Genomic DNA, 20,009 nt, shown 5'->3' with positions numbered 1-20,009 from the left:
GCCAGGAGGTGAAGACTGCCCACTTGCAAGGAGGTGGACCAAGTGCCCACGGACAACCGGGTGTCGACGGTGCTGGCCCGTCGGCTGGGCGGCGAGCTGCTGCGCCTGCGTGATGCGGCCGGCCTGACGCAGCCGCAAGCGGCACAGGTGCTCAGCGCGACCGCCGCGAAGATCGCCAAGATGGAGCGCGGCTGGGTGCCGTTCCGGGACCCCGACATCGTCGCCCTGTGCAAGCTGTACGGAGTGACGGACGAGGCCGTGGTCGACAGTCTGCTGTCCCTGGCCAAGCTGGACCGTGAGCGGCGCAAGGCCAAGGGGTGGTGGCAGCACTCACCCAACGCGGGGTTCATGGCCGAGTACATCGCCATGGAGGATGTGGCGACGCACGTACGAACCTGGCAGCTCTCCCTGATCCCCGGCTTGCTGCAGACAGCCGACTATGCACGGGCTCTCGCGGTCAGCGACGAGTTCTGGCAGGACCCGGACGACATCGAGCGGGTCGTGACCGTCCGGGTGAAGCGCCAGCAGCGCCTCTGGAGCGAGAAGCCGCTCCACGTGCACGCTGTGATCTGGGAGGGCGCGCTGCGCCAGGAGGTCGGTGGCTCGACGGTCATCCGCGCCCAGCTGGCCCACCTGCTGGAGCTGGCCGAGCTCCCCAACGTGCACATTCAGGTGCTGCCGTTCCGTGCCGGTGGGCACCCGTGCATCGTCGGGCCGTTCAACGTCGTCTCCTTCGCCGAGGCGGGGGCTGTCGACGTGGTCCACGTGGATGTCATCGGCTCTACAGTGTGGGTGGAGAGCCGCGACGAAAGTACGGTCTACAGCAGGTACTTCGACCGCACGTCCAGGATGAGCCTGGCGCCGAGGGACTCCGCCGAACTGATCGAAGGCATTCGCAGAGGGCTCAAGGCATGAAACCGTACGAGTTCGTGAAGTCGACCTACAGCGCTTCCAGCGGCGAGTGCGTCGAAGTGGCCACGAACGTGCCCGGCACGGTCGCGGTCCGGGACAGCAAGTTCGCGGACGGCCCCGTCATCGAGGTCACCCCCACCGCCTGGGCGGCCTTTGCGGGGTCGCGTTGATCACCGTCTACTGGCGGCCCGGCTGCGTGTTCTGCATGAAGCTGTGGAGCCAACTCCGACTGACCGGCACCCCGTACCGCCCCGTCAACATCTGGCGGGACGCAGAGGCGGCGGCCTTCGTGCGCAGCGTCAACGACGGCAACGAGACCGTCCCCACGGTCAGGGTGGTCTCCCCGAGCGGGGCCGAGTCGGTCATGACCAACCCGAGCCTGGCCCAGGTCCGCGCGGCCATGGCCGACTAGCACGTGTAGCCGTGGGGGACGCCCAGGAAGGCGACGAAGGCCCACACCATCGCGGCGGAGCCCGCCGCGCCGCTCAGCAGGGCGGCGGGCAGGTTGCGCGGGGCTACGTAGCCGAGGACCGTTCCCCACCAGGCGAGGGCGAACGCGGTCAGGAGGGCGCCGTGGAAGAGCAGGGCGAGGCCGTTGGCCGAGGCGTTGACGCCCACGTCGCACGCCCGCCAGGCGGCTGCCAGGAGTCTGATGCCGGCCAGGCCGGTGGCCAGACCGGCCACCGGTATGAGTACGCAGCCCCACTGCCCCCGCGTCATCGCGATCCCCCGTTGTCAGTGGCCCCTGCTAGCTTGCGCGTTGGGATGGAGGCCGGTCAGAGAACCCTAGAGGTCCGCGGTCAAGGGGGGTGGGCATAAAAGTCCCCGGCTGCGGCTCGGGACTCTGGTTGCGGTCCGCGAACTCACCCCCCTCCCCCCATCCCGGAAGGGACGGCCTAGCCGTGCCTCGGCGGGACCGGCTTGTGGCCCGGGTAGACGTGGTCCGGGGTGACGATCTCGGTGACGGCCTCGCCGAAGAGGGTGCTGGGTTCCTGGCCGTCGTGCAGGACGTCGGTGTTCAGGAGGACCACCAGGGTCGCCTTCTCCTCGGGGAGGTAGATGCCGAGGCTCTCGTAGCCCGGGAGCGAGCCGTTGTGGCCGATCCAGCCCTGGACGTCGAAGAGGCCCAGGCCGTAGCCGGCGCCCGGGATGCCGACCGACGTGGTCTTGAGGCGCTGCGCCTGGGTGGCGGGCTTCAGGAGGGTGCCGGTGGCGAGGGTCTTGGCCCAGCTGCGCAGGTCCTCCAGGTCGGAGATCATCGCGCCCGCCGCCCACGCCCAGGAGGGGTTCCAGTCCGTGGCGTTCACGATGTCGCCCGACGCCGACTGGTCGGTGTAGCCCTGCGCGTGCGGGGAGGGGAAGGCCGCGTCGGTGGGGAACAGGGTGTGGTGCAGTCCGGCCGGGTCGACGACCTGCTGCTTGATGACCTGCTGGAGAGGTTGTCCGGTGACCTTTTCGATGACCAGGCCCAGCAGGATCAGGTTGGTGTTGGAGTACTCGTACTGGGTGCCCGGCGCGAAGTTCACCGGGTGCTTGAACGAGTAGGAGAGGAGCTCCTGCGGGGGGAAGGGGCGCCTCGGGTCGGCGTCGAGCGCCTTGTCGAAGGCGTCGTCCTCGCTGTAGTTGAACAGGCCGCTGCGCATGCCCGCCAGCTCGCGCAGGGTGATGCGGTCGCCGTTCGGGACGCCGGAGACGTACCGGCCGATGGGGTCGTCCAGGCCCACCCCGCCCTGGTCGACGAGGCGGAGCAGGGCGGTCACGGTGAAGGTCTTGGTCTGGCTGCCGATGCGGCTGTAGAAGTCCGTGCGCATCGGTGCGCCGGTCTCCTTGTCGGCCACGCCGAACGTCCGCACGTAGCTGCCCTTGCCCGGCGCCCACAGCCCCACGATCACGCCCGGCACCTTCGCCTCGCGCAGGGTCTCCCGGACGGCCTTGTCGAGCTTCGCGGCGACGGCCGGGGTGAGGACCGGGAACCCGGTGTCGGTGTCCGGCGAGGGCGCCCCGTACGCGGGACCGGCGGCGGCCGGGGCGATGAGCGCGCCGGCGGCGGCCAGGGCCACGCAGGCCCGGCGCAGCCGGATACGGGCGGTCGGCGTCATGGCGCGGCCTCCTGCCGTCCAGGGAACCCCAGGACCCCGAGGATCCCCAGGGTAGGCCCGGGGGCCCCGCTCCGCCCGGCGGGGAAGGGGGAGGGGAGGAGGGAAAGGAGGGAGAGCACCGGCGCGCGGGACGCGACAGGGGGATGCCGCGTCCCGCGCCGTTTGGGGTGTTACGGGATCCATGCTGGTCGGAGCCGCTGACGTTCGACTCACGCGCCGCTAACGCCGCCGGTCGCCGCTCCGGCAGTACGGTGTGCGTCCCAGGGCAACTCGGCTTCGGCAGGAGGCGGTTATGCGGGGCGGAACGGTGGCGGTGGTCGGCGGGAGCATCGCGGGGTGCGCGTTCGCCGCCGCCGCGGTACGGGCCGGGGCCGACGGGGTCGTCGTACTGGAGCGCACGCGCGGCCGGCTCGCGGACCGCGGGGTCGGGCTGTGCGTGCACGACGAGCGCGCCGCCGAACTGGCCGCCGCCGGGGCGCTGCCCCGCGGGATCCCCGCGCACCGGCTGCTGCACCGGCGGTGGGTGGTGCGGGACGCGGAGGCCGGGCCCGGCGGGCGGCTCATCTGGCAGCAGCCCTTCCCGTTCCACTCGTACCACTGGGGCCTGCTGTGGCGCGGGCTGCGCGGGGCGACGCCGGAGGAGGTCGTGTACCGGCAGGGCGTGGCCGTCGCCGCGGTCGCCGGGGACGGGGACGCCGCCGAGGTGCGGCTCGCGGACGGCTCCGTCGAGCGGTACGACCTGGCCGTCGGCGCGGACGGGTACCGGTCGGTGGTGCGGGAGGCGGTGGCCCCGGGGGCGCGGCCGCACTACGCCGGGTACGTGTGCTGGCGCGGGAACGTCGACGCGGGGCGGCTGGGGGGCGCCGGGGCGCACCCCGAGTCGGTGACCACCGTGTGCTTCCCCGGCGGGAGCTGCGTGATCTACCGGATCCCCGGCCCGGACGGGCCGCGCGTGAACTGGGTGCTGTACGCGCCGCCCCCGCCGGGCGGGCGGCTGCGCTTCGACGACCCGACCAGCTTCCCGCCGGGCGCGCTGACCCCGGAACTGCTGGACCACCTGCGGGCGTTGCTGGAGCGGGAGTTCCCGCCGTACTGGGGCCGGGCGCTGGGCCTCACCGACCCGGCGGACACCTTCGTGCAGCCCATCTACGACCTGGAGACCGCGAGCACCACCGCGGGCCGGCTGCTCCTCGCCGGGGACGCCGCCACCGTGGTGCGCCCCCACAACACCAGCGGCGCCGCGAAGGCGCTCCAGGACGCCACCGCCTTCGGGGCCGCGTGGGCCGCGGCGGGCTCCTGGGAGGAGCTGCTGCGGGACTACCAGGCGGCCAGGGGCGCGGCCGGGCGGGACCTCGTCGCGCTGGCCCGGCGGCTGGGGCGGGCGCAGGTGGAGCGCACGCCGGAGTGGGGGCGGATGAGCGGGGCCGAGGTCGAGGCGTGGTGGCAGGGCCAGCTGGGCGGCGCCGCGGGCATCGGCGGGCAGGCGATGACCCGCTAGAGCCGGGACCTGGCGGTCCCGTCCGTCACTCCGCCCCCGTGCGCCCGTCGCGGATGCCGGGCCGGATCCGTACGACCCCCGTGCCACCGCGCGACCGCGCGGCGCCCCTTGACGGGGCCATGCGGTGGGGAGACGCTCCCCGGGCTCAGACCGAGGGTTGCAGCTGGGGGGCCGGGGATGCCGGAGGAGTCTGTCCAGACGGTGGGGGAGCTGCGGGCGCAGCTCGTGGAGCAGGGGGCGAGCTGGACCGTCAGCGAGCACCTGGCGGACGGGGACCCCGTACCGAGGCCCGCCCTCGGCCTGGAGCCGGGGGTGAACCTGACGCCCGCCGCCGAGGCGGGCTCCGTGGACCTGCGGGCGCTCGTGGGCAGGGCGAGCGGCAACCCGCACCTGACCCGGCGGCGCGCCGCCAACGGGCTGCTGGCCGACACCGGGACCGGGCCCGGACGGCCCGCGGCCGTCGACTGGCGCAACCGCTGGGGCTGGCCCTGGCTGACGAAGGTCAAGGACCAGAACCCCTGCGGCTCCTGCTGGGCCTTCGGCGCGGCCGGGCTCGTCGAGTCGATGGCCCGCATCGAGCACGACGTCTGGGCGGAACGCTCCGAGGGCGACGTCCACGACGGGCTGAAGTTCACGTGCGGGCAGGGCAGCAACCCGGAGACCGCCCTCGACTGGATCAAGGACAACGGCGGTCTCGCCGACCCGGACTGCTGGCCGTACAGCACCCCGCCCGCAGGCCTGCCGGCCGAGCGGCGCGACGCCTGGCGCGCCGAGTACACGCCCAGCTGGGACCGCTCCGGCCGGACCGTCCGGATCGGGGACTACGTACGCCTCGGCGACGTCGAGCAGCAGAAGGTGTGGCTGGACACGGTCGGGCCGCTGACCGCCTGCTTCGACGTCTACGACGACTTCTTCGGCCTCGGTTCCGGCATCTACCGGCGCACCAGCGACCGGCTGGCCGGCGGGCACTGCGTGCTGGTCGTCGGCTACGACGACGCGGCCGGCTGCTGGCTGTTCAAGAACTCCTGGGGGCCCGGCTACCACGTGGGCGGCTACGGCCGGATCGCGTACGGCGAGGTCAACATCGACTACTGGGCCAAGTGCGGCCTGCGCGGCACCAACATCGACCCGTGGAGCAAGCGCCGCCTGCACGCGGGCAGCACCTACGAGAGCGGCAACGGCCGCGCCCACCGCAACTTCGAGATGGCGGCGACCGCGGGCGGCGGCCGGCTCCAGCACTGGTGGCGCGAGGGGGACGCCCCCTTCGCCTGGGCCCGGGGACGGACCTTCGCCTCCGACGCCTCGGGCCAGCCCGCCTTCACCGGCACCACCTACAACCGGAACATGGAGTCCCTGCACGTCACCACCGGCGGCCGGCTGCGCCACTGGTACTACGAGCAGGCCGTCGGCGTCTGGCGCGACGGCGGCGCCTTCGGCCCGGGCGACGCGGCCGTCGGCTCGACCCCGGCCTTCATCCAGAGCGACTACGGCAAACCCGGCAACTTCGAGGTGGTCGTCCGCACCGCCGACGGCCGCCTCAACCACTGGTGGCGGATCAACGGCGCCCCCTGGACCTGGAACGACGGCGGCCGCTTCGCCTCCGGCATCGCCCACTACGGCCCCGCCCTCGTCCAGACCCGCTCCCGCACCCTGGACCTGGTCGCCGCCCGCACCGACGGCCGGATGCAGCTGTGGTGGCGGGACGACCCCAACGGCTTCGTCTGGCGGGCCGGGGAGGTCTTCGGCGCCCGCGCCGCCTCCGCGCCCTGCCTGATCGAGGGCCAGTACGGGGCCGCCGACGAGGACACCGCCGGGAACTACGAGCTGTGCGTGGCGGTCGCCGACGGCCGGATCGAGCACTGGTGGCGGGGGAACGCGGCCGGTGCGCCCTGGGCCCGCAGCGCGGTCTTCGGGCACGACGCGCTCGCCGTCACCGGGATGCTCCAGGGCAGTTTCGGGTTCAACCTGGAAGTCCTCGTCCTGCGCACCGACCGCCTGCTCCAGCACTACTGGCGCGACGGCGCGGGCTGGCACGAGGGGGCGGTGATCGGCCCCGCCTAGGCCCGTGAGGAGGCGCCGGTGGAGGTACGCGGGATCACGCTGCGCGCCGGGGAGGCGTACGAGCTGCGGCTCACCGGGCGAGGGGCGCGCGGCTACGTGTGGACCTGGCAGGTCAGCGGGAACGCCGACGCCGTCTCGGTGGCGGAGGTGGCGCAGGTGGCGGAAGCGCCGGGCTCCGCTCCCCCGCGGGCGGAGCCCGGCGCCCCGCTGGCCCGGACGTACGTGGTGCGCGGCCGCCGCCCGGGCGGGCGGGCCCGGATCCGGTTCGCGCAGGTCCGGCCGCCCTACCCGGAGGAGGCCCCCTACGACGAGTTCGTCCTGGACGTCGAGGTCACCGGCGGGACCTGAGCGCCCAGTGCTGCACGGCCTCCAGCGGGCCCCGCGCGAAGTACCGCAGCCACAGCCGGGACGCGGCGACCAGGACCAGGCTCACCGCCGCCCACAGGCCCATCACCCACCAGGGCCCGCTGCCGCCGAACCGCTGCGCCAGCCCGAGGCCGAAGCCGTAGCAGAGCAGCATGCACAGCAGGTTCTGGCCGACGTAGCAGGACAGGGCGGTGCGCCCGACGGAGCCCAGGGCCGCCGCGCCGGGGACGGCGAACCGGTCGAGGGCCCACCCGATCAGGCCGATGTACCCGACGGCGACCAGCGGGGCGATGCCGTAGCGGCCCAGGACGAAGAAGTCGGGTCCGGCCAGCTCGGCGGCGATGCCCAGCGGCAGCCCGAGGCCGAGCCCCCAGGCGGCCATCCGGCCGCGGATCCGGCGCCCGGCATCGGTCGGGCCGAAGGCGCCGGCGCGGTGCAGGCGGACGCCGAGGAGGAAGAGGAACACCAGCAGCCCGAAGGTGAAGACGGGCTCGATGCGCAGGGCGAGGGCGTGGTCGAGCCGGAAGCCGATCTGCTCGGCCCAGCTGCCCTGCGCGTACAGCCGCACGGCCGCCGGGTCCAGGGTCTTGGGGGAGTCGGGGGTGACCGCGTCCCCGAGGGTCACCAGGGCGACCAGCGTCAGGTGCACGCCGGCCGCGACCCACATCGCGACCCGCCGCACCTTCTCGGAGCGGGCCAGCAGCCAGGCCACCAGCAGCGCGGTGACGGCGTAGCCCATCAGCACGTCCCAGGCGAAGACCAGGACGAAGTGGACGGTGCCCTCCAGGAAGAGGAACGCGGCCCGCCGCGGGTAGCGCCCGGGCCACGGCTCGCCCCGGCGGGCGGCGGAGTCGAACTGGATGGCCAGGCCCACGCCGAACAGGATCGTCAGCAGCGAGAGGAACTTGCCGTCGGCCAGGAAGCGGAAGGCGGTCTCGGCGACGGTCGCGGCGGAGGGGTCGGCGAGCGGGTCGGGCAGGCTCAGGCCGCCCTGGAGGACGGCCCACTCGGAGCCGGGCGAGGCGAAGATCCACACGTTGGTCATGAGCGTGCCGAGGATCGCGGCGCCGCGCAGGACGTCGAGCAGGGGCAGCCGGGCCGCGGTCGTGTCCGCCCGGGGTGTGACGAGGGTGTCGGCCATGAGTCCAGAGTCCCGGCGCGGACGGCCCGCTTCGTCCTGCGGGTGGAGGACCGCGGACTACATCCTTCGATGGAGCCGGGGGCGGCCGGTGTCCACATCACGGACGGAGGAGATCCGTGCACACCTCATGTATCTATCCTGTGCGCATGCCATCAGCCACCCGCGCCACCACCGCAGCCGACCGCGTCTACCGGCACGTCAAGCAGGGCGTACTGGACCGCCGCTACGAGGGCGGCACCCTGCTGACCGAGGGCGAGCTCGCCGACGCCGTCGGGGTCTCCCGCACCCCGGTCCGCGAGGCCCTGCTGCGGCTGGAGACCGAGGGACTGCTGCGGCTCTACCCGAAGAAGGGCGCGCTGGTGCTGCCGGTCTCCGCGCAGGAGATCGCCGACGTGGTCGAAACCCGGCTGCTGGTCGAGGAGTTCACCGTACGCAGGGCCGTGCCGGCCCCGCCCGCACTGCTGGACCGGCTCACGGAACTGCTGGCGGAACTGCGCCGCTGCGCCGACCGCGGCGACCTCGCCGCGATGACCACCGCCGACCGCTGCTTCCACGCCGAGATCGTCCGCCACGCCGGGAACGAGATCCTCAGCCGCCTCTACGACCAGCTCCGCGACCGGCAGCTGCGGATGGGCGTCGCCCTGCTGCACGCCCACCCCGAACGGGTGGAGCGCACCCTCGACGAGCACGCGGAGATCCTGGACGCCCTGCGCGCCGGGGACGCGGAGGCGGCCGCCGCGGCCGTACGCGGCCACGTCGGCCGGGTCGGCGCCCTGGTGCGGGGCGGCGGTGGCGTGCGATGAACACCGAACCGCCCGGCGGGCGCAAGGCCGTCGCCGTCTGGTGCATCGGCGTCTCCGTCTACTTCGTCGCCGTCATCTTCCGCACCAGCCTCGGCGTCGCCGGCCTGGAGGCGGCGGACCGCTTCCACGTCAACGCCTCCGCCCTGTCCGCCTTCTCCCTCCTCCAGCTGCTGGTCTACGCCGGCATGCAGGTCCCCGTCGGCCTGATGGTGGACCGGCTCGGCACCAAGAAGGTGCTGACGCTCGGCGCCGTCCTCTTCACCGCCGGACAGATCGGCTTCGCGCTCTCCCCCTCGTACGGCATGGCCCTGGCCGCCCGCGCCCTGCTCGGCTGCGGTGACGCGATGACCTTCATATCCGTGCTCCGGCTCGGCACCCGCTGGTTCCCCGCCCGGCGCGGACCGCTGATGGCGCAGCTGGCCGGGCTCGTCGGCATGGCGGGCAACCTCGTCTCCACCCTGCTGCTGGCGCCCGTCCTGCACGGCCTCGGCTGGGTGCCCGCCTTCGCGGGCAGCGCCGTGGCGGGGCTGGTCGTCCTCGTCCCGCTCGTGCTGTTCCTGCGCGACCACCCCGAGGGCCACGGGCCGGCGCCCGTCACCCCGGGCGCGGGGGGCTTCGTACGCCGTCAGATCCGGGACTCCTGGCGCGAGCCCGGCACCCGGCTCGGCCTGTGGGTGCACTTCACCACGCAGTTCCCCGCGATGGTCTTCCTGCTGCTGTGGGGCATGCCCTTCCTCGTCGAGGCGCAGGGGCTGCCGCGGACCACCGCGGGCGGGCTGCTGACCCTGGTGGTCGCCGCGAACATGGCCTTCGGCCTGGTCTACGGACAGCTCATCGGCCGCCGGCCCGGCGCCCGGCTCCCGCTCGCGCTCGGCACCGTCGGCGTCACGGCCCTGCTGTGGGCCTCCGTGCTGGCCTACCCCGGCGACCGGGCCCCGATGTGGCTGCTGGTCACCCTGTGCGTGGTGCTCGGCACCTGCGGGCCCGCCTCGATGATCGGCTTCGACTTCGCCCGGCCCGCGAACCCGGCCGAACGGCAGGGCACCGCGTCCGGCATCACCAACATGGGCGGCTTCCTCGCCTCCATGACCACCCTGCTGGCCGTCGGCGTCCTGCTCGACGCCACCGGGGACGACTACCGGATCGCCTTCTCCTCGGTGTTCGTGGTGGAGCTGCTGGGCCTCAGCCAGGTCCTGCGGCTCGGCCGCCGCGCCCTGGCCCGGGAACGCGAGGCCTGTGCCGCCCCCGCGGCCGCCGGGGCTACTCCCCGGGAGGCCGTCCGCCCCGCGCCCCGCTGATCCGGCGCACCGCCGCCTCCCGCACCGCCTCCCGCCGGTACTCCGTGGGGCTCGTCCCGTACGCGTCGCGGAACGCCCGGCTGAACACCGACGGGTCGGTGAACCCCCACCGCCCCGCCACCGCCCGCACCGGCCGGCCGAGCAGCCCCGGGTCGGCCAGGTCGGCCCGGCACCGCTCCAGCCGGAGCTGCCGGATCCGCGCCGCCGGGCTCTCGCCCCGGTCGCGCAGCAGCAGCTGGAGCCGGCGCAGCGAGATCCCGTGCCGGGCGGCCACGGCGGCCGGGGTCAGCCGCGGATCGCCGAGGTTGTGGTCGACGAACGCGTCGATCCGGGCCAGCAGCGCCGTCTCCCGGGCCGGGGCGGCCGCCGCCCCCTCGTCGCCGAGCCGCCCCGCCAGGCAGGTGCCGACCAGGTCCAGGGCGACCGCCCCGATCCGCTCCAGCTCGGCCGGCCCGCAGTCCGGGGCGTGCGCGGTCAGCGAGCGCAGGTACTGGGCCAGGATCGCGCCCATGCCGTACCCGCCCGGGATGCGCTGCGCGAGCAGCCGCTCGACCCGGGCGCCGCGCAGCGGCATCGCGTCCTTCGGGAACGACAGCGTCACCCCCCGGATCAGGCCGTCGGCACCCGGAACGGTGTCCGAGTCCATCGGCCGCGAGGTGTCCCAGAGCACCATGTCACCGCTGAACGGGCCGCTGTCGGAGCGGTTCTGGACCAGCGACATGGAGCCGTGGGTGACCAGCCCCAGCTGGTACTGCTCCGGATCGCCGCGCCGGACGTGGGCGGCCGTGCGCGTGGAACGCAGCGGGGAGAAGTCGAACGTCGACACCTGGACGCGCCCGAGGTCCAGTGCGGTGGCCTCCGCCCAGAAGCTGTCCCGGCTCTCGCTGCTGATCGCCGTCGGCACCAGCTGGTCGGCGATGAGATCGGCGAACCAATCCATCCGCTCGGCCGCCGGTACCGCTGCGGCCGACAATCTGGACCACACCTGCGGAACCTCCCCTCGGACACGGCGCGTTCACGCCGTGAACAGGGGACGCCGAAGGGCACGCCCCGGTTCTGCGCGGCTCGCGCCGGTGCGTCAGGGGGTGACGGCGAACGCCCCGAGGATGGCGGCGGCCAGCTCGGTGTCGCCCTCCACCTTCACCCGGTCGGCGACCGTGCGCGCCCGGACCCGGCCCGCGGCCAGGCGTACGTACGTCTCCCAGTCCATGGACAGCGACACGTCCGGCCCCAGCGAGGGGGTCTTGTCCACGGTGGCCCGGCCCGCCGAGTCCACCCGTACCGTCCGCAGGAACTCCACCGGCCCGTGCACGTCCACGACCACCACCGAGTGCGGCGGCGCGCCCGCGCCCTTCGCGACCGCCTTGGGCAGCCCGGCCAGGAAGACGTCCCGCGCGACGGACGCGCCCGGCGAGTCCCAGTTCCCCGGGACGCCCAGCGCCGCCCTCAGGTCCTGCTCGTGGACCCAGGTGTCGAAGGCCCGCAGCCGCAGCGCGAACTCCAGCGTGATCTGGCCGCCCTGCGGCCCGCGCACCATCGTGGTGGCCGGATCCCGCTTCTCGTTGCGCAGCTGGCGCTGGCGGCGGATGACCGTGTACTCCAGCTCCGAGGTCATCTCCGGGGCGGTGTGGTGGCGGCGCACGTCAACCGGCACCTCCATGTACCGGGTGAACTCGTCCACCACGTGCCGCAGGTCGCGCGGGAGGGTGTGGATCGGCCGCGGGTCGCCCAGCTGTTCCAGCTCCATGCCGATGATGTGGGAGACGACGTCGCGCACGGACCAGCCGGGGCAGGGCGTGGGCAGGTTCCACTGGCCCTCCGGAAGGGGGAGGACCAGCTCGGATATCGCCTCTATGGAGTGGGTCCACGCGTCGGCGTAGGGCTCAAGGCTGGGATGGACGGTCAACGGGACCCCTCGCTGGCTGTTCAGTGGCGCGTTGTGGACTATTCCCAAAACTACGCTGCCGATGAGCACCCCGACAGCGCTTTCGTGTGACGATCGTAGGCCTTGAGTTGACCGGCTGACATGCCAGGACGGTGGTAGTGTGCGCGCCTCTCTGATCCAAATCGCGGTGAACGAAGGGGAGTCGGTGGCTTCCCGGCGGCAGCGGGCCGCCGAACTCGTCAGGGAGCAGAGCGGCTCCGATCTCGTCGTGCTGCCCGAACTGTGGACGGTGGGCGCCTTCGCCTACGAGCAGTTCGAGACGGAGGCCGAACCGCTGGACGGCCCGACCTTCGAGGCCATGTCCAAGGCGGCGTCCGACGCCGGGGTCTGGCTGCACGCGGGCTCGGTCGTGGAGCGCGCCGGCGACGGCTCGCTCTACAACACCGCCCTCGTGCTGTCCCCGTCCGGCGAGCTCGCCGCGACCTACCGCAAGATCCACCGCTTCGGCTTCGACCAGGGCGAGGCGGTGCTCATGTCCGCCGGCGACTCCCTGACCACGGTGGTCCTGCCGGAGCAGACCCTCGGCCTCGCCACCTGCTACGACCTGCGCTTCCCCGAGCTGTTCCGCGGTCTCGTCGACGCCGGCGCCACCACGCTGGTCGTCTCCGCGGGCTGGCCGGCCCGGCGCCGCGAGCACTGGACGCTGCTGAACCGGGCGCGGGCGGTGGAGGACCAGGCGTACGTGCTGGCCTGCGCGACCGCCGGCACCCACGCGGGCGTCGAACAGGCCGGGCACAGCCTGGTGGTGGACCCCTGGGGCGAGGTCCTCGCGGAGGCGGGACCGGGCGAGGCCGTCCTGACGGTGGACCTGGACCCGGCGAAGGTAGCCGAGACCCGGGAGCAGTTCCCGGCCCTCAAGGACCGCACCCTGGGCCGCCACCCGTAGCCGGCAGGGGACTCCGGCACCACGCCGGAGTCCCCTTCCTCCCCCTACTCCCCTTCGTCCCTTTCGCCCCCTTCCTCCCGCTCCTTTTCGGCCATTCTGATCACGCAGACGGCGAGCGCCACCAGCAGCGCCGCGTCCGCGTCCTCCCGGACCACGTCGACGGCGTACGTCTCGCGGATCCGGTACCACTGCCGGGAGACGAGCGCGAGCAGCTCGCCCTCGTACTCGACCTTGAACTCGCGGTCCAGGATCCGCCCGCTGACGTCGAGTTCCGTGCCCTCGGACATGGTCACGCGGAAGTGGTTGCGCAGCAGCGACAGCCGCTTGCGCCGCACCACCGCGAGCCGCTGCCCGTCCCGCTCCAGGGTCATCGCGTCCCGCAGCGTGAACAGCTTCTCCCGCAGCGTCAGCAGCACCCGCTCCTGCGGGTCCTCCAGCTCCAGGGTGTCGCGGAAGCGCAGCGCCTTCCCGTCGACGAGGAAGGCGTGCCGGCCGTCCTCGTCCTCGATCCAGTAGTCGTCCCCGATGGCCAGCAATTTGTCCCGAACGAGGTATTTCATGCGCTGATCGTTGCCCGGGATAGCGTGGCCCCATGCCCACGAAGCCCGGCCCCCGCCTCCTCTACGTGACCGACCTCGCCTACCCCGCGCGCGGCCGCCGCTACTGCGACGAGGACATATTCCTCACCGCCCGGCTGCGCGAACACTTCGACCTGGCCCTGTGCCACCCGCTGGACGCACAGGCGCTCATGCCCGCCTTCGACGCCGTCGTCGTCCGCAACAGCGGCCCGGTCCTGGGCTACCAGCAGGCCTACGACGCCTTCCGCGCCGCCGCCCTCGCCGCCGGGACCCCCGTCTACAACCCGCTCACCGGCCGCGCCGACATGGCCGGCAAGCAGTACCTCCTCGACCTCACGGCCGCAGGCCACCCGGTGATCCCGACCGTGGACGACCCGGCCGACCTGCACCTGCTGCCGCCCTGCGCCACGTACGCGGTCAAGCCCAAGCAGGGCGCCGACTCCATCGGCCTCACCTTCACCGCCGAACCGTCCGGCCCGGCCGGGGAGATCCTCATCCAGCCGCGCATCGACTTCGCGTACGAGGTCTCCTTCTACTTCGTCGACGACGCCTTCCAGTACGCCCTGCACGCCCCGGACCCCGCCCGCCGCTGGGAGCTCACCCCGTACGAGCCGACCGCCGCGGACCTGGACTTCGCCCGCCGCTTCATCGACTGGAACACCCTCGACCACGGGATCCAGCGCGTGGACGCCTGCCGGGCCCCGTCCGGGGAACTGCTGCTGGTCGAGCTGGAGGACCTGAACCCGTACCTGTCCCTGGACCTCCTCCCGGAACGGACCCGGGAGGCCTTCGTCGACGCCCTGACCGCCTCCCTCCGCGCCTTCACCACCGCGCACTGAGCCCCTGGCACCGGGGGCGTTGTCAGACCCCGCTGTCAGGCTCGTGCCATGGACAAGCAGACGTTCTGGAAGCTGATCGAAACGGCCCGCGCGGAAGCCGGCGAGGACCCGGACGCGGTGGCGGAGCACGCCTCGGCCCTGCTGGCCGCACTCCCGGCGGCGGAGATACGCGCGGCCCAGCAGGTGCTGTGGGACCTGCTGGCGGAGTCCTACCGCAGCCCGCTGTGGGCCGCGGCGTACGTCATCAACGGCGGCTGCTCCGACGACGGCTTCGACTACTTCCGCGGCTGGCTCCTCATGCGCGGCGAGGCCGCCTACGCGGCGGCCCTGGCGGACCCGGACTCCCTGGCCGCGCACCCGGCGGTCCGGGAGGCGGCGGAGGAGGGCCTGGAGCTGTGGGACGAGGAGGCCCTCTCGATCGCCTGGACCGCCCACGAAACCGCCACCGGCCACCCGCTCCCGGCGGACTCCTTCACCCTCTCCTACCCGCCGCTCGACCCCGCCTGGGACTTCGACTTCGACGACACCGCCGAAACCACCGCCCGCCTCCCCCGCCTGAGCGCTCTCTTCGCGGAGTAGCGACGGCCTGGAGCCCGCCCGTGTCGAGCCCGATCCCGAACGGCTCCGACGTGGAGCTTCGGAACCACCCGCACCCTGGGTGTCAGTCGCCGACCTGGTGTTCCACGCGGTGGCGGATGTACTCGTCCGGATGGGACCGGGCTATCGCCACGGCCGCGTCCACCAGGTCGTGCAGCTCCGGCGGATAGGCCGACTTCCCGAGCGGCAGGCCCGGCAGGATGCAGCGCCGGACGTCCAGGTGCTCGTTGACCACGAACTCGCGTAGCGCGGTTTCGTACCACTCGGCCACCACGGTCGGGGCGTCGTCGGGCTCCGCCGGACCGGTGCCCGTGGGGTGCTCCGCCCGTACGGTGGGCATGCGCAGGGGTAGAGCCGACCAGTACCAGGCATTCGCCGCGCCCGCCCGCTCGACGTCCGTGCCCGCCCGCAGGTATCCGAGCAACGAGGCTTGGACCCGCCCGCGCCCGAACGCGTTCAGCGCCGGTTCGAGGAAATGGCGGTTGAAGCTCGGGTCGGGGTCGTAGACGGCTGCCTTGATCAGCGTCTCGAAGGACTCCTCGGAAAGGATCAGGTCCCGGCGGCAGGCCTTGTACAGCGCCGTCCGAGCTTGGCTCACCCAAGTTCGTGGATCGCCGGGCTGCGGCTTGTGAACGACATCGAGCCCGAGGACCCGTACGACCTCCGCCACGCACCCGGCGAACGCCTCCCTGCGGCCCTCCACCGGCCCCGGCAGCGCCATGAACCCCTGCACCGTCCGCGCCGTCTCGCCGGCAGTCGTCTCGCCCTCGTCCGTAGCCAACCTTCGCTCCCCTGTCGTAGGTCCTGCCGTACGCGTGTGATCCGACGTTCATACCAGGATGGCAAGCTTGACGGATGAACGATGCTGCCCCGGCGCCCACCCCCGCGCCCGAGCCCCGCCGCCGTGCCCGTGTCCGTGCCCCCGAGCTGATCGGCAAGGGGGGCTGGCTGAACACCGGAGGCAAGGAGCTGACCCTCGCCGACCTGCGAGGACGCATTGCGATTCTCGATTTTTGGACCTTCTGCTGCATCAACTGCCTGCACGTCCTGGACGAGCTGCGGGAGCTGGAGGAGAAGCACCGGGACACCGTGGTGATCATCGGGGTGCACTCGCCGAAGTTCGTCCACGAGGCCGAGCACGCCGCCGTCGTCGACGCCGTCGAGCGGTACGAGGTGCACCACCCCGTGCTCGACGACCCCGAGCTCGCGACGTGGAAGCAGTACGCCGTGCGGGCCTGGCCCACGCTCGTGGTGATCGACCCCGAGGGGTACGTCGTCGCGCAGCACGCCGGAGAGGGGCACGCGCACGCCATCGCGCGGCTCGTCGAGGAGCTGGAGGCCGAGCACGAGGCCAAGGGGACGCTGCGGCGCGGGGACGGGCCCTACGTGGCGCCCGAGCCCGTCGCCACCGACCTGCGGTTCCCCGGCAAGGCGCTCGTGCTGCCCTCCGGGAACCTCCTCGTCTCCGACTCGACGCGGCACCAGCTCGTGGAGCTCGACGCCGACGGGGAGACCGTCGTGCGGCGGATCGGCAGCGGGGAGCGCGGTTTCGGGCCGGACGCCTTCAGCGAGCCGCAGGGGCTCGCGCAGCTCCCCGACGGGCGGGTCGTGGTCGCCGACACCGTCAACCACGCGCTGCGCGTGTTCGACCCGGAGACGGGCGCCGTGGAGACCGTCGCCGGGACCGGGCGCCAGTGGTGGCAGGGGTCCCCGACCTCCGGGCCGGCGCTGGAGGTGGACCTGTCCTCGCCGTGGGACGTCGCCTGGTGGCAGGGCCGGGTGTGGATCGCCATGGCCGGCGTGCACCAGCTGTGGACCTGGGACCCGGAGGCGGGCACCGTCGGGGTCGCCGCCGGGACGACCAACGAGGGGCTCGTCGACGGGCCCGCCGCCGAGGCCTGGTTCGCGCAGCCGTCCGGGCTCGCCGCCGCCGGGGACCGGCTGTGGATCGCCGACTCCGAGACCAGCGCCCTGCGGTACGTGGAGCGCGACGGCGAGGAGGGCGGGTACGTCGTGCGGTCCGCCGTCGGGACCGGGCTGTTCGACTTCGGACACCGGGACGGCGACGCCGCCCAGGCGCTGCTCCAGCACCCGCTCGGGGTGACCGCGCTGCCGGACGGCTCGGTCGCGGTGTGCGACACGTACAACCACGCCCTGCGCCGCTACGACCCCGCCACCGGGCAGGTCTCCACCCTCGCCACCGACCTGCGCGAGCCCAGCGCCGCCGTGCTCGTCGGCGAGGACATCGTCGTGGTGGAGTCGGCCCGGCACCGGCTGACCCGGCTGCGCCTGCCGGAGGAGGCCGTACGCGTGGACTCGGTCGCCCACCGCACCCGGCGGGCGGCCACCGAGGTGGCCCCCGGCACGCTCCGCCTGGACGTGGTCTTCCAGGCCCCGGCCGGGCAGAAGCTCGACACCCGCTACGGGCCGTCCACCCGGCTGCTGGTCTCCTCGACCCCGCCGGAGCTGCTGGCCGCGGGCGAGGGGGCCGGCACGGACCTGTTCCGGGACCTGGTGCTGGACCCCGCCGTCACCGAAGGGGTCCTGCACGTCTCGGCGATGGCCGCGTCCTGCGACGACGACCCGGCCAACGAGTACCCGGCCTGCCACGTCCACCAGCAGGACTGGGGCGTCCCGGTGAAGGTGACCGCCGCCGGGACCGCCCGCCTGCCGCTGGTCCTCGCGGGGATGGACCCCGCGCAGGACTAGACCGTCTCCTCCTCCGTCTCCGCGTCCTCCGCCGGCGTGATCCGCCGGCGGAGGTTCTCGATGTCCGTCTGCAGGCCGATCAGCTGCACGTGGAGCTCGTCGAGGACGCTCCGGGAGACGATCGGGGTGTGCCCGGCGACCTCCGGTTCGAGCTGGTGCAGCCGGTCCATGGCGTCCCGGGCCGCGGTGACGCTGTCGCGCAGCACCGCGCGGTGGTCGGCGGCGCGCCGGCTCGCCGGGCGGGTGTCCACGGCAGGGAAGGCCGGGGCCGCAGCGGCCGCCCCGGGCAGGTCCTCGGGCTGCCCCGTGCGCGGCTCCGGCAGCGGGAGGGCGGGTGCGGGGCCGGCCGGCGGCGCGGTGTTCTTCCGGGCCCGCTCGGGGTCGGCGGCGTAGACGACGTCCCACTGGTACAGGAGCTCGGGCACGCCGTCGGCGTCCCGGGCGATCCGGTGCTCGCCGTCCAGGTCCACGTTGAAGTGGATGTACGGGCTGCCGCCCTCGCCCTCGGGCTTCTCCTTGCGGGTCAGGGTGCGCATGGTGACCGCGTTCTCCGGCAGGGCGTCGCCGCGGAAGCCGTTCGCCACCAGGGCGAGGATCCACAGGCCCAGCTCGTTGTCCTGCCGGGAGAGCCCTTCGACGATCAGGCTGACGTCGGCCCGGAAGGGCACACCGCCCTTCTCCTTGGCGGCGTTGAGCGCGGAGCCGACGTTGCGGGTCAGCAGCTTGTCGGCGATGAGCGCGACACCGCCGGCCACGGCCAGGGTGCAGCGCGCGTTGGTGTCGCCGGCCAGCGCGGGCGCCACGAGGGTGGTGAAGTCGCCGGTGGGCACGGGGTCCCATTCGCCGATGACGTCCGAGGTGAGGACACCGCCGTTGTTCCAGGCGTTCCGGGCCTGCTTGGTCACGAGCTTCTTGTGGCTGCGCCACGGCAGGTCGACGATCGGGCCGAGGAGCTCGCCGAAGCCCTTGAGCCCCATGCGCTTGCCGCCCTTGATGGCCTTGGCCTGGTCCTTGAGGCGTTCGAGCAGCTCGGGCCGGGTGAGGGCGTGGACGACGTACACGGCGCGCCACAGCGCGGTGCCGGGCGGGGGCGTCGGGCCGGGGAAGAGCCGGGGCAGGTCCGCGGAGGGGGTGCGGCCGACGGCGAGGCCGTAGACGGCCTGGAGGTCGTCGTGCGGGATCAGCGAGTCGCCGAGCTGGATGACCCGCTTGAGGGCCCGGGTGATGACCTCCACGTTCTGGGCGGCGTCGTCCCACGCCTTGAACTCGACGTGGACGCTGGCCAGGACGCTCCGGATGGCGTCGTCGAAGATGTCCTGGGGGGCGAGCAGGTGCCCCGGGTGGCCCTCGATGCCGACGGCGATCTGCGTGGGCGCGACGAAGGTCTGCCCGATCTGGGCGGCGCGGAGGCCCGGTTCGAGGACGGCGACGGCCTCCGCGTACTCCTCGCGCAGGGTGCCGCGCCACTTCTCCCGGACCGACGCCAGGTGGCGGCCGGTGGGGACGCCGGGCGGGACGGGGGTCTCCGCCTTGCCGAACAGCGCGTCCACCACGAGGTCGGCGACCTCGGTGCTCTCGGCGCCGTGCCCGGCGAGGACGGCCCAGGCGCTGGCGAGCCGGGTGATGCCGTCGCGTACGGCCAGGGCGTGGAAGGACTCCGTGCCGTCCTCGAAGGAGATCTCGACGGGGTGGGCGATCAGGTTGCGGGTGATCGTCCGGGTGAGGACCGAGCTGGCGTAGTCGTTCAGCGACAGGGTGCCGTTGATCGTCTGCCACACGTGTTCGCGCAGGTGGGAGAGGTTCTTGTAGTGGTACCGGACGGTCGCGCAGGGGCGTCCGTCCTCGGTGATCCCCTGGACCTGGGGGTCCGGGACCTCGCTGGCCTCCATCCCGGTGCGCGGCTGGATGCCGGGCAGCAGCTCGCTCAGGTAGACCCGGGTGACGAGCGAACGCAGGGTCGCGCCCTCGACGTTCTCCACCATCAGGAGCCCGCCGGGATCCTGCCGCGTGGGGCGCAGCTGTACGGCGACCCCTTCCGCGTCGATCGCGGCGCGTCCCACGGCCGACCAGGCGTCCTCGGTCAGGAGGGTCGAGGGGTTGGCGCGGCCCGCTTCGACGACCTTCCGCTCGACGTCGTCGGCGGGCGGTATCGGCAGGTCCTGCCCGGTGTTGGACACCAGGATCTGTTCCGACCCCCAGGTGACCGTGAGTGACCGGGGAGTGTGCTGGGACATCAGTGGTTGCCTCCGTGACGCGTGGGCGTGGGGGTGTGGCACG

The 20,009-nt window shown here is 73.4% G+C and carries 20 protein-coding genes; 12 read left to right on the top strand and 8 right to left on the bottom strand.

Annotated elements, in window-relative coordinates:
* The first annotated feature begins 42 nt into the window (after positions 1 to 42).
* From ACIPW5_RS35685 to ACIPW5_RS35675, 3 genes are read left to right on the top strand one after another with little or no spacing between them, the layout of a single operon-like run.
* On the top strand, positions 43 to 915 hold the full coding sequence (locus tag ACIPW5_RS35685) for a helix-turn-helix domain-containing protein (protein ID WP_401254307.1): 873 nt from the start codon (positions 43 to 45) through the stop codon (positions 913 to 915).
* Positions 912 to 1,082: a DUF397 domain-containing protein gene (locus ACIPW5_RS35680; RefSeq protein WP_401254304.1), complete on the top strand. Its 171-nt coding sequence runs from the start codon at positions 912 to 914 to the stop codon at positions 1,080 to 1,082. The genes ACIPW5_RS35685 and ACIPW5_RS35680 overlap by 4 nt, the downstream gene beginning before the upstream one ends.
* 35 nt (positions 1,083 to 1,117) lie before the next feature.
* Complete coding sequence (locus ACIPW5_RS35675; RefSeq protein ID WP_401254369.1) at positions 1,118 to 1,324, top strand: NrdH-redoxin; 207 nt, start codon at positions 1,118 to 1,120, stop codon at positions 1,322 to 1,324.
* Here the strand turns inward: ACIPW5_RS35675 and ACIPW5_RS35670 are convergent.
* A complete protein-coding gene (locus ACIPW5_RS35670) occupies positions 1,321 to 1,632 on the bottom strand; it encodes a hypothetical protein (RefSeq protein WP_401254302.1) in 312 nt (103 codons plus the stop codon). The genes ACIPW5_RS35675 and ACIPW5_RS35670 overlap by 4 nt on opposite strands.
* Positions 1,633 to 1,808: 176 nt before the next feature.
* The gene (locus ACIPW5_RS35665) at positions 1,809 to 3,011 is read right to left on the bottom strand and encodes a serine hydrolase domain-containing protein (protein ID WP_401254299.1); all 1,203 of its coding nucleotides are present in this window, start codon (positions 3,009 to 3,011) and stop codon (positions 1,809 to 1,811) included.
* A 292-nt stretch (positions 3,012 to 3,303) separates the two neighbouring features.
* On the opposite strand from ACIPW5_RS35665, the gene ACIPW5_RS35660 reads away from it, so the two are divergent.
* The 3 genes from ACIPW5_RS35660 to ACIPW5_RS35650 all read left to right on the top strand — a co-directional run bounded on the left by ACIPW5_RS35660 (position 3,304) and on the right by ACIPW5_RS35650 (position 6,918).
* A complete protein-coding gene (locus tag ACIPW5_RS35660) occupies positions 3,304 to 4,509 on the top strand; it encodes an FAD-dependent monooxygenase (RefSeq protein ID WP_401254296.1) in 1,206 nt (401 codons plus the stop codon).
* A 177-nt stretch (positions 4,510 to 4,686) separates the two neighbouring features.
* Positions 4,687 to 6,570: a C1 family peptidase gene (locus ACIPW5_RS35655; protein WP_401254293.1), complete on the top strand. Its 1,884-nt coding sequence runs from the start codon at positions 4,687 to 4,689 to the stop codon at positions 6,568 to 6,570.
* Positions 6,571 to 6,588: 18 nt separating this feature from the next.
* Entirely contained in the window at positions 6,589 to 6,918 is a 330-nt protein-coding gene (locus ACIPW5_RS35650) for a protease inhibitor I42 family protein (protein ID WP_401254290.1), read from the top strand.
* On the opposite strand, the gene ACIPW5_RS35645 is transcribed toward ACIPW5_RS35650, so the two are convergent.
* Positions 6,902 to 8,077, bottom strand: a complete 1,176-nt coding sequence (locus ACIPW5_RS35645) for a DUF418 domain-containing protein (protein WP_401254287.1) — start codon at positions 8,075 to 8,077, stop codon at positions 6,902 to 6,904. The two genes, ACIPW5_RS35650 and ACIPW5_RS35645, sit on opposite strands and share 17 nt — an antisense overlap.
* 146 nt (positions 8,078 to 8,223) lie before the next feature.
* Here ACIPW5_RS35645 and ACIPW5_RS35640 point away from each other — a divergent pair, with 146 nt between their 5' ends.
* Both ACIPW5_RS35640 and ACIPW5_RS35635 read left to right on the top strand, forming a co-directional pair.
* Positions 8,224 to 8,880, top strand: coding sequence for a GntR family transcriptional regulator (locus ACIPW5_RS35640; RefSeq protein ID WP_401254285.1), 657 nt, complete (start codon positions 8,224 to 8,226; stop codon positions 8,878 to 8,880).
* Positions 8,877 to 10,178, top strand: a complete 1,302-nt coding sequence (locus ACIPW5_RS35635; protein ID WP_401254282.1) for a nitrate/nitrite transporter — start codon at positions 8,877 to 8,879, stop codon at positions 10,176 to 10,178. Before ACIPW5_RS35640 ends, ACIPW5_RS35635 begins: the two co-directional genes overlap by 4 nt.
* On the opposite strand, the gene ACIPW5_RS35630 is transcribed toward ACIPW5_RS35635, so the two are convergent.
* Positions 10,141 to 11,151, bottom strand: coding sequence for a helix-turn-helix domain-containing protein (locus ACIPW5_RS35630; RefSeq protein ID WP_401254280.1), 1,011 nt, complete (start codon positions 11,149 to 11,151; stop codon positions 10,141 to 10,143). The two genes, ACIPW5_RS35635 and ACIPW5_RS35630, sit on opposite strands and share 38 nt — an antisense overlap.
* A gap of 105 nt (positions 11,152 to 11,256) precedes the next feature.
* Complete coding sequence (locus tag ACIPW5_RS35625; protein WP_401254278.1) at positions 11,257 to 12,084, bottom strand: maleylpyruvate isomerase family mycothiol-dependent enzyme; 828 nt, start codon at positions 12,082 to 12,084, stop codon at positions 11,257 to 11,259.
* A 139-nt stretch (positions 12,085 to 12,223) separates the two neighbouring features.
* Here ACIPW5_RS35625 and ACIPW5_RS35620 point away from each other — a divergent pair, with 139 nt between their 5' ends.
* Positions 12,224 to 13,009: a carbon-nitrogen family hydrolase gene (locus tag ACIPW5_RS35620; RefSeq protein WP_401254275.1), complete on the top strand. Its 786-nt coding sequence runs from the start codon at positions 12,224 to 12,226 to the stop codon at positions 13,007 to 13,009.
* A gap of 44 nt (positions 13,010 to 13,053) precedes the next feature.
* On the opposite strand, the gene ACIPW5_RS35615 is transcribed toward ACIPW5_RS35620, so the two are convergent.
* Positions 13,054 to 13,569: an LURP-one-related/scramblase family protein gene (locus ACIPW5_RS35615; protein ID WP_401254272.1), complete on the bottom strand. Its 516-nt coding sequence runs from the start codon at positions 13,567 to 13,569 to the stop codon at positions 13,054 to 13,056.
* Between the two features lie 32 nt (positions 13,570 to 13,601).
* Between ACIPW5_RS35615 and ACIPW5_RS35610 the strand changes: the two genes are divergently transcribed.
* Together ACIPW5_RS35610 and ACIPW5_RS35605 are read left to right on the top strand one after the other, a co-directional pair.
* Positions 13,602 to 14,426 carry a hypothetical protein gene (locus ACIPW5_RS35610; RefSeq protein WP_401254269.1) on the top strand — a complete coding sequence of 275 codons (825 nt, stop codon included), beginning with the start codon at positions 13,602 to 13,604 and terminating at the stop codon, positions 14,424 to 14,426.
* Between the two features lie 48 nt (positions 14,427 to 14,474).
* Entirely contained in the window at positions 14,475 to 15,005 is a 531-nt protein-coding gene (locus ACIPW5_RS35605; protein ID WP_401254266.1) for a DUF4240 domain-containing protein, read from the top strand.
* A gap of 82 nt (positions 15,006 to 15,087) precedes the next feature.
* On the opposite strand, the gene ACIPW5_RS35600 is transcribed toward ACIPW5_RS35605, so the two are convergent.
* The gene (locus ACIPW5_RS35600; protein WP_401254263.1) at positions 15,088 to 15,804 is read right to left on the bottom strand and encodes a hypothetical protein; all 717 of its coding nucleotides are present in this window, start codon (positions 15,802 to 15,804) and stop codon (positions 15,088 to 15,090) included.
* Between the two features lie 74 nt (positions 15,805 to 15,878).
* Here ACIPW5_RS35600 and ACIPW5_RS35595 point away from each other — a divergent pair, with 74 nt between their 5' ends.
* Positions 15,879 to 17,732, top strand: coding sequence for an NHL domain-containing thioredoxin family protein (locus ACIPW5_RS35595; protein WP_401254260.1), 1,854 nt, complete (start codon positions 15,879 to 15,881; stop codon positions 17,730 to 17,732).
* Here the strand turns inward: ACIPW5_RS35595 and ACIPW5_RS35590 are convergent.
* On the bottom strand, positions 17,729 to 19,966 hold the full coding sequence (locus tag ACIPW5_RS35590) for a hypothetical protein (protein WP_401254258.1): 2,238 nt from the start codon (positions 19,964 to 19,966) through the stop codon (positions 17,729 to 17,731). The genes ACIPW5_RS35595 and ACIPW5_RS35590 overlap by 4 nt on opposite strands.
* Positions 19,967 to 20,009 lie beyond the last annotated feature (43 nt).

Source organism: Streptomyces sp. NPDC090077, assembly GCF_044747545.1.
GTDB lineage: Bacteria > Actinomycetota > Actinomycetes > Streptomycetales > Streptomycetaceae > Streptomyces.
Note: the sequence above shows the minus strand (reverse complement) of the source record. Positions and strands in the feature narration are given on the sequence as shown.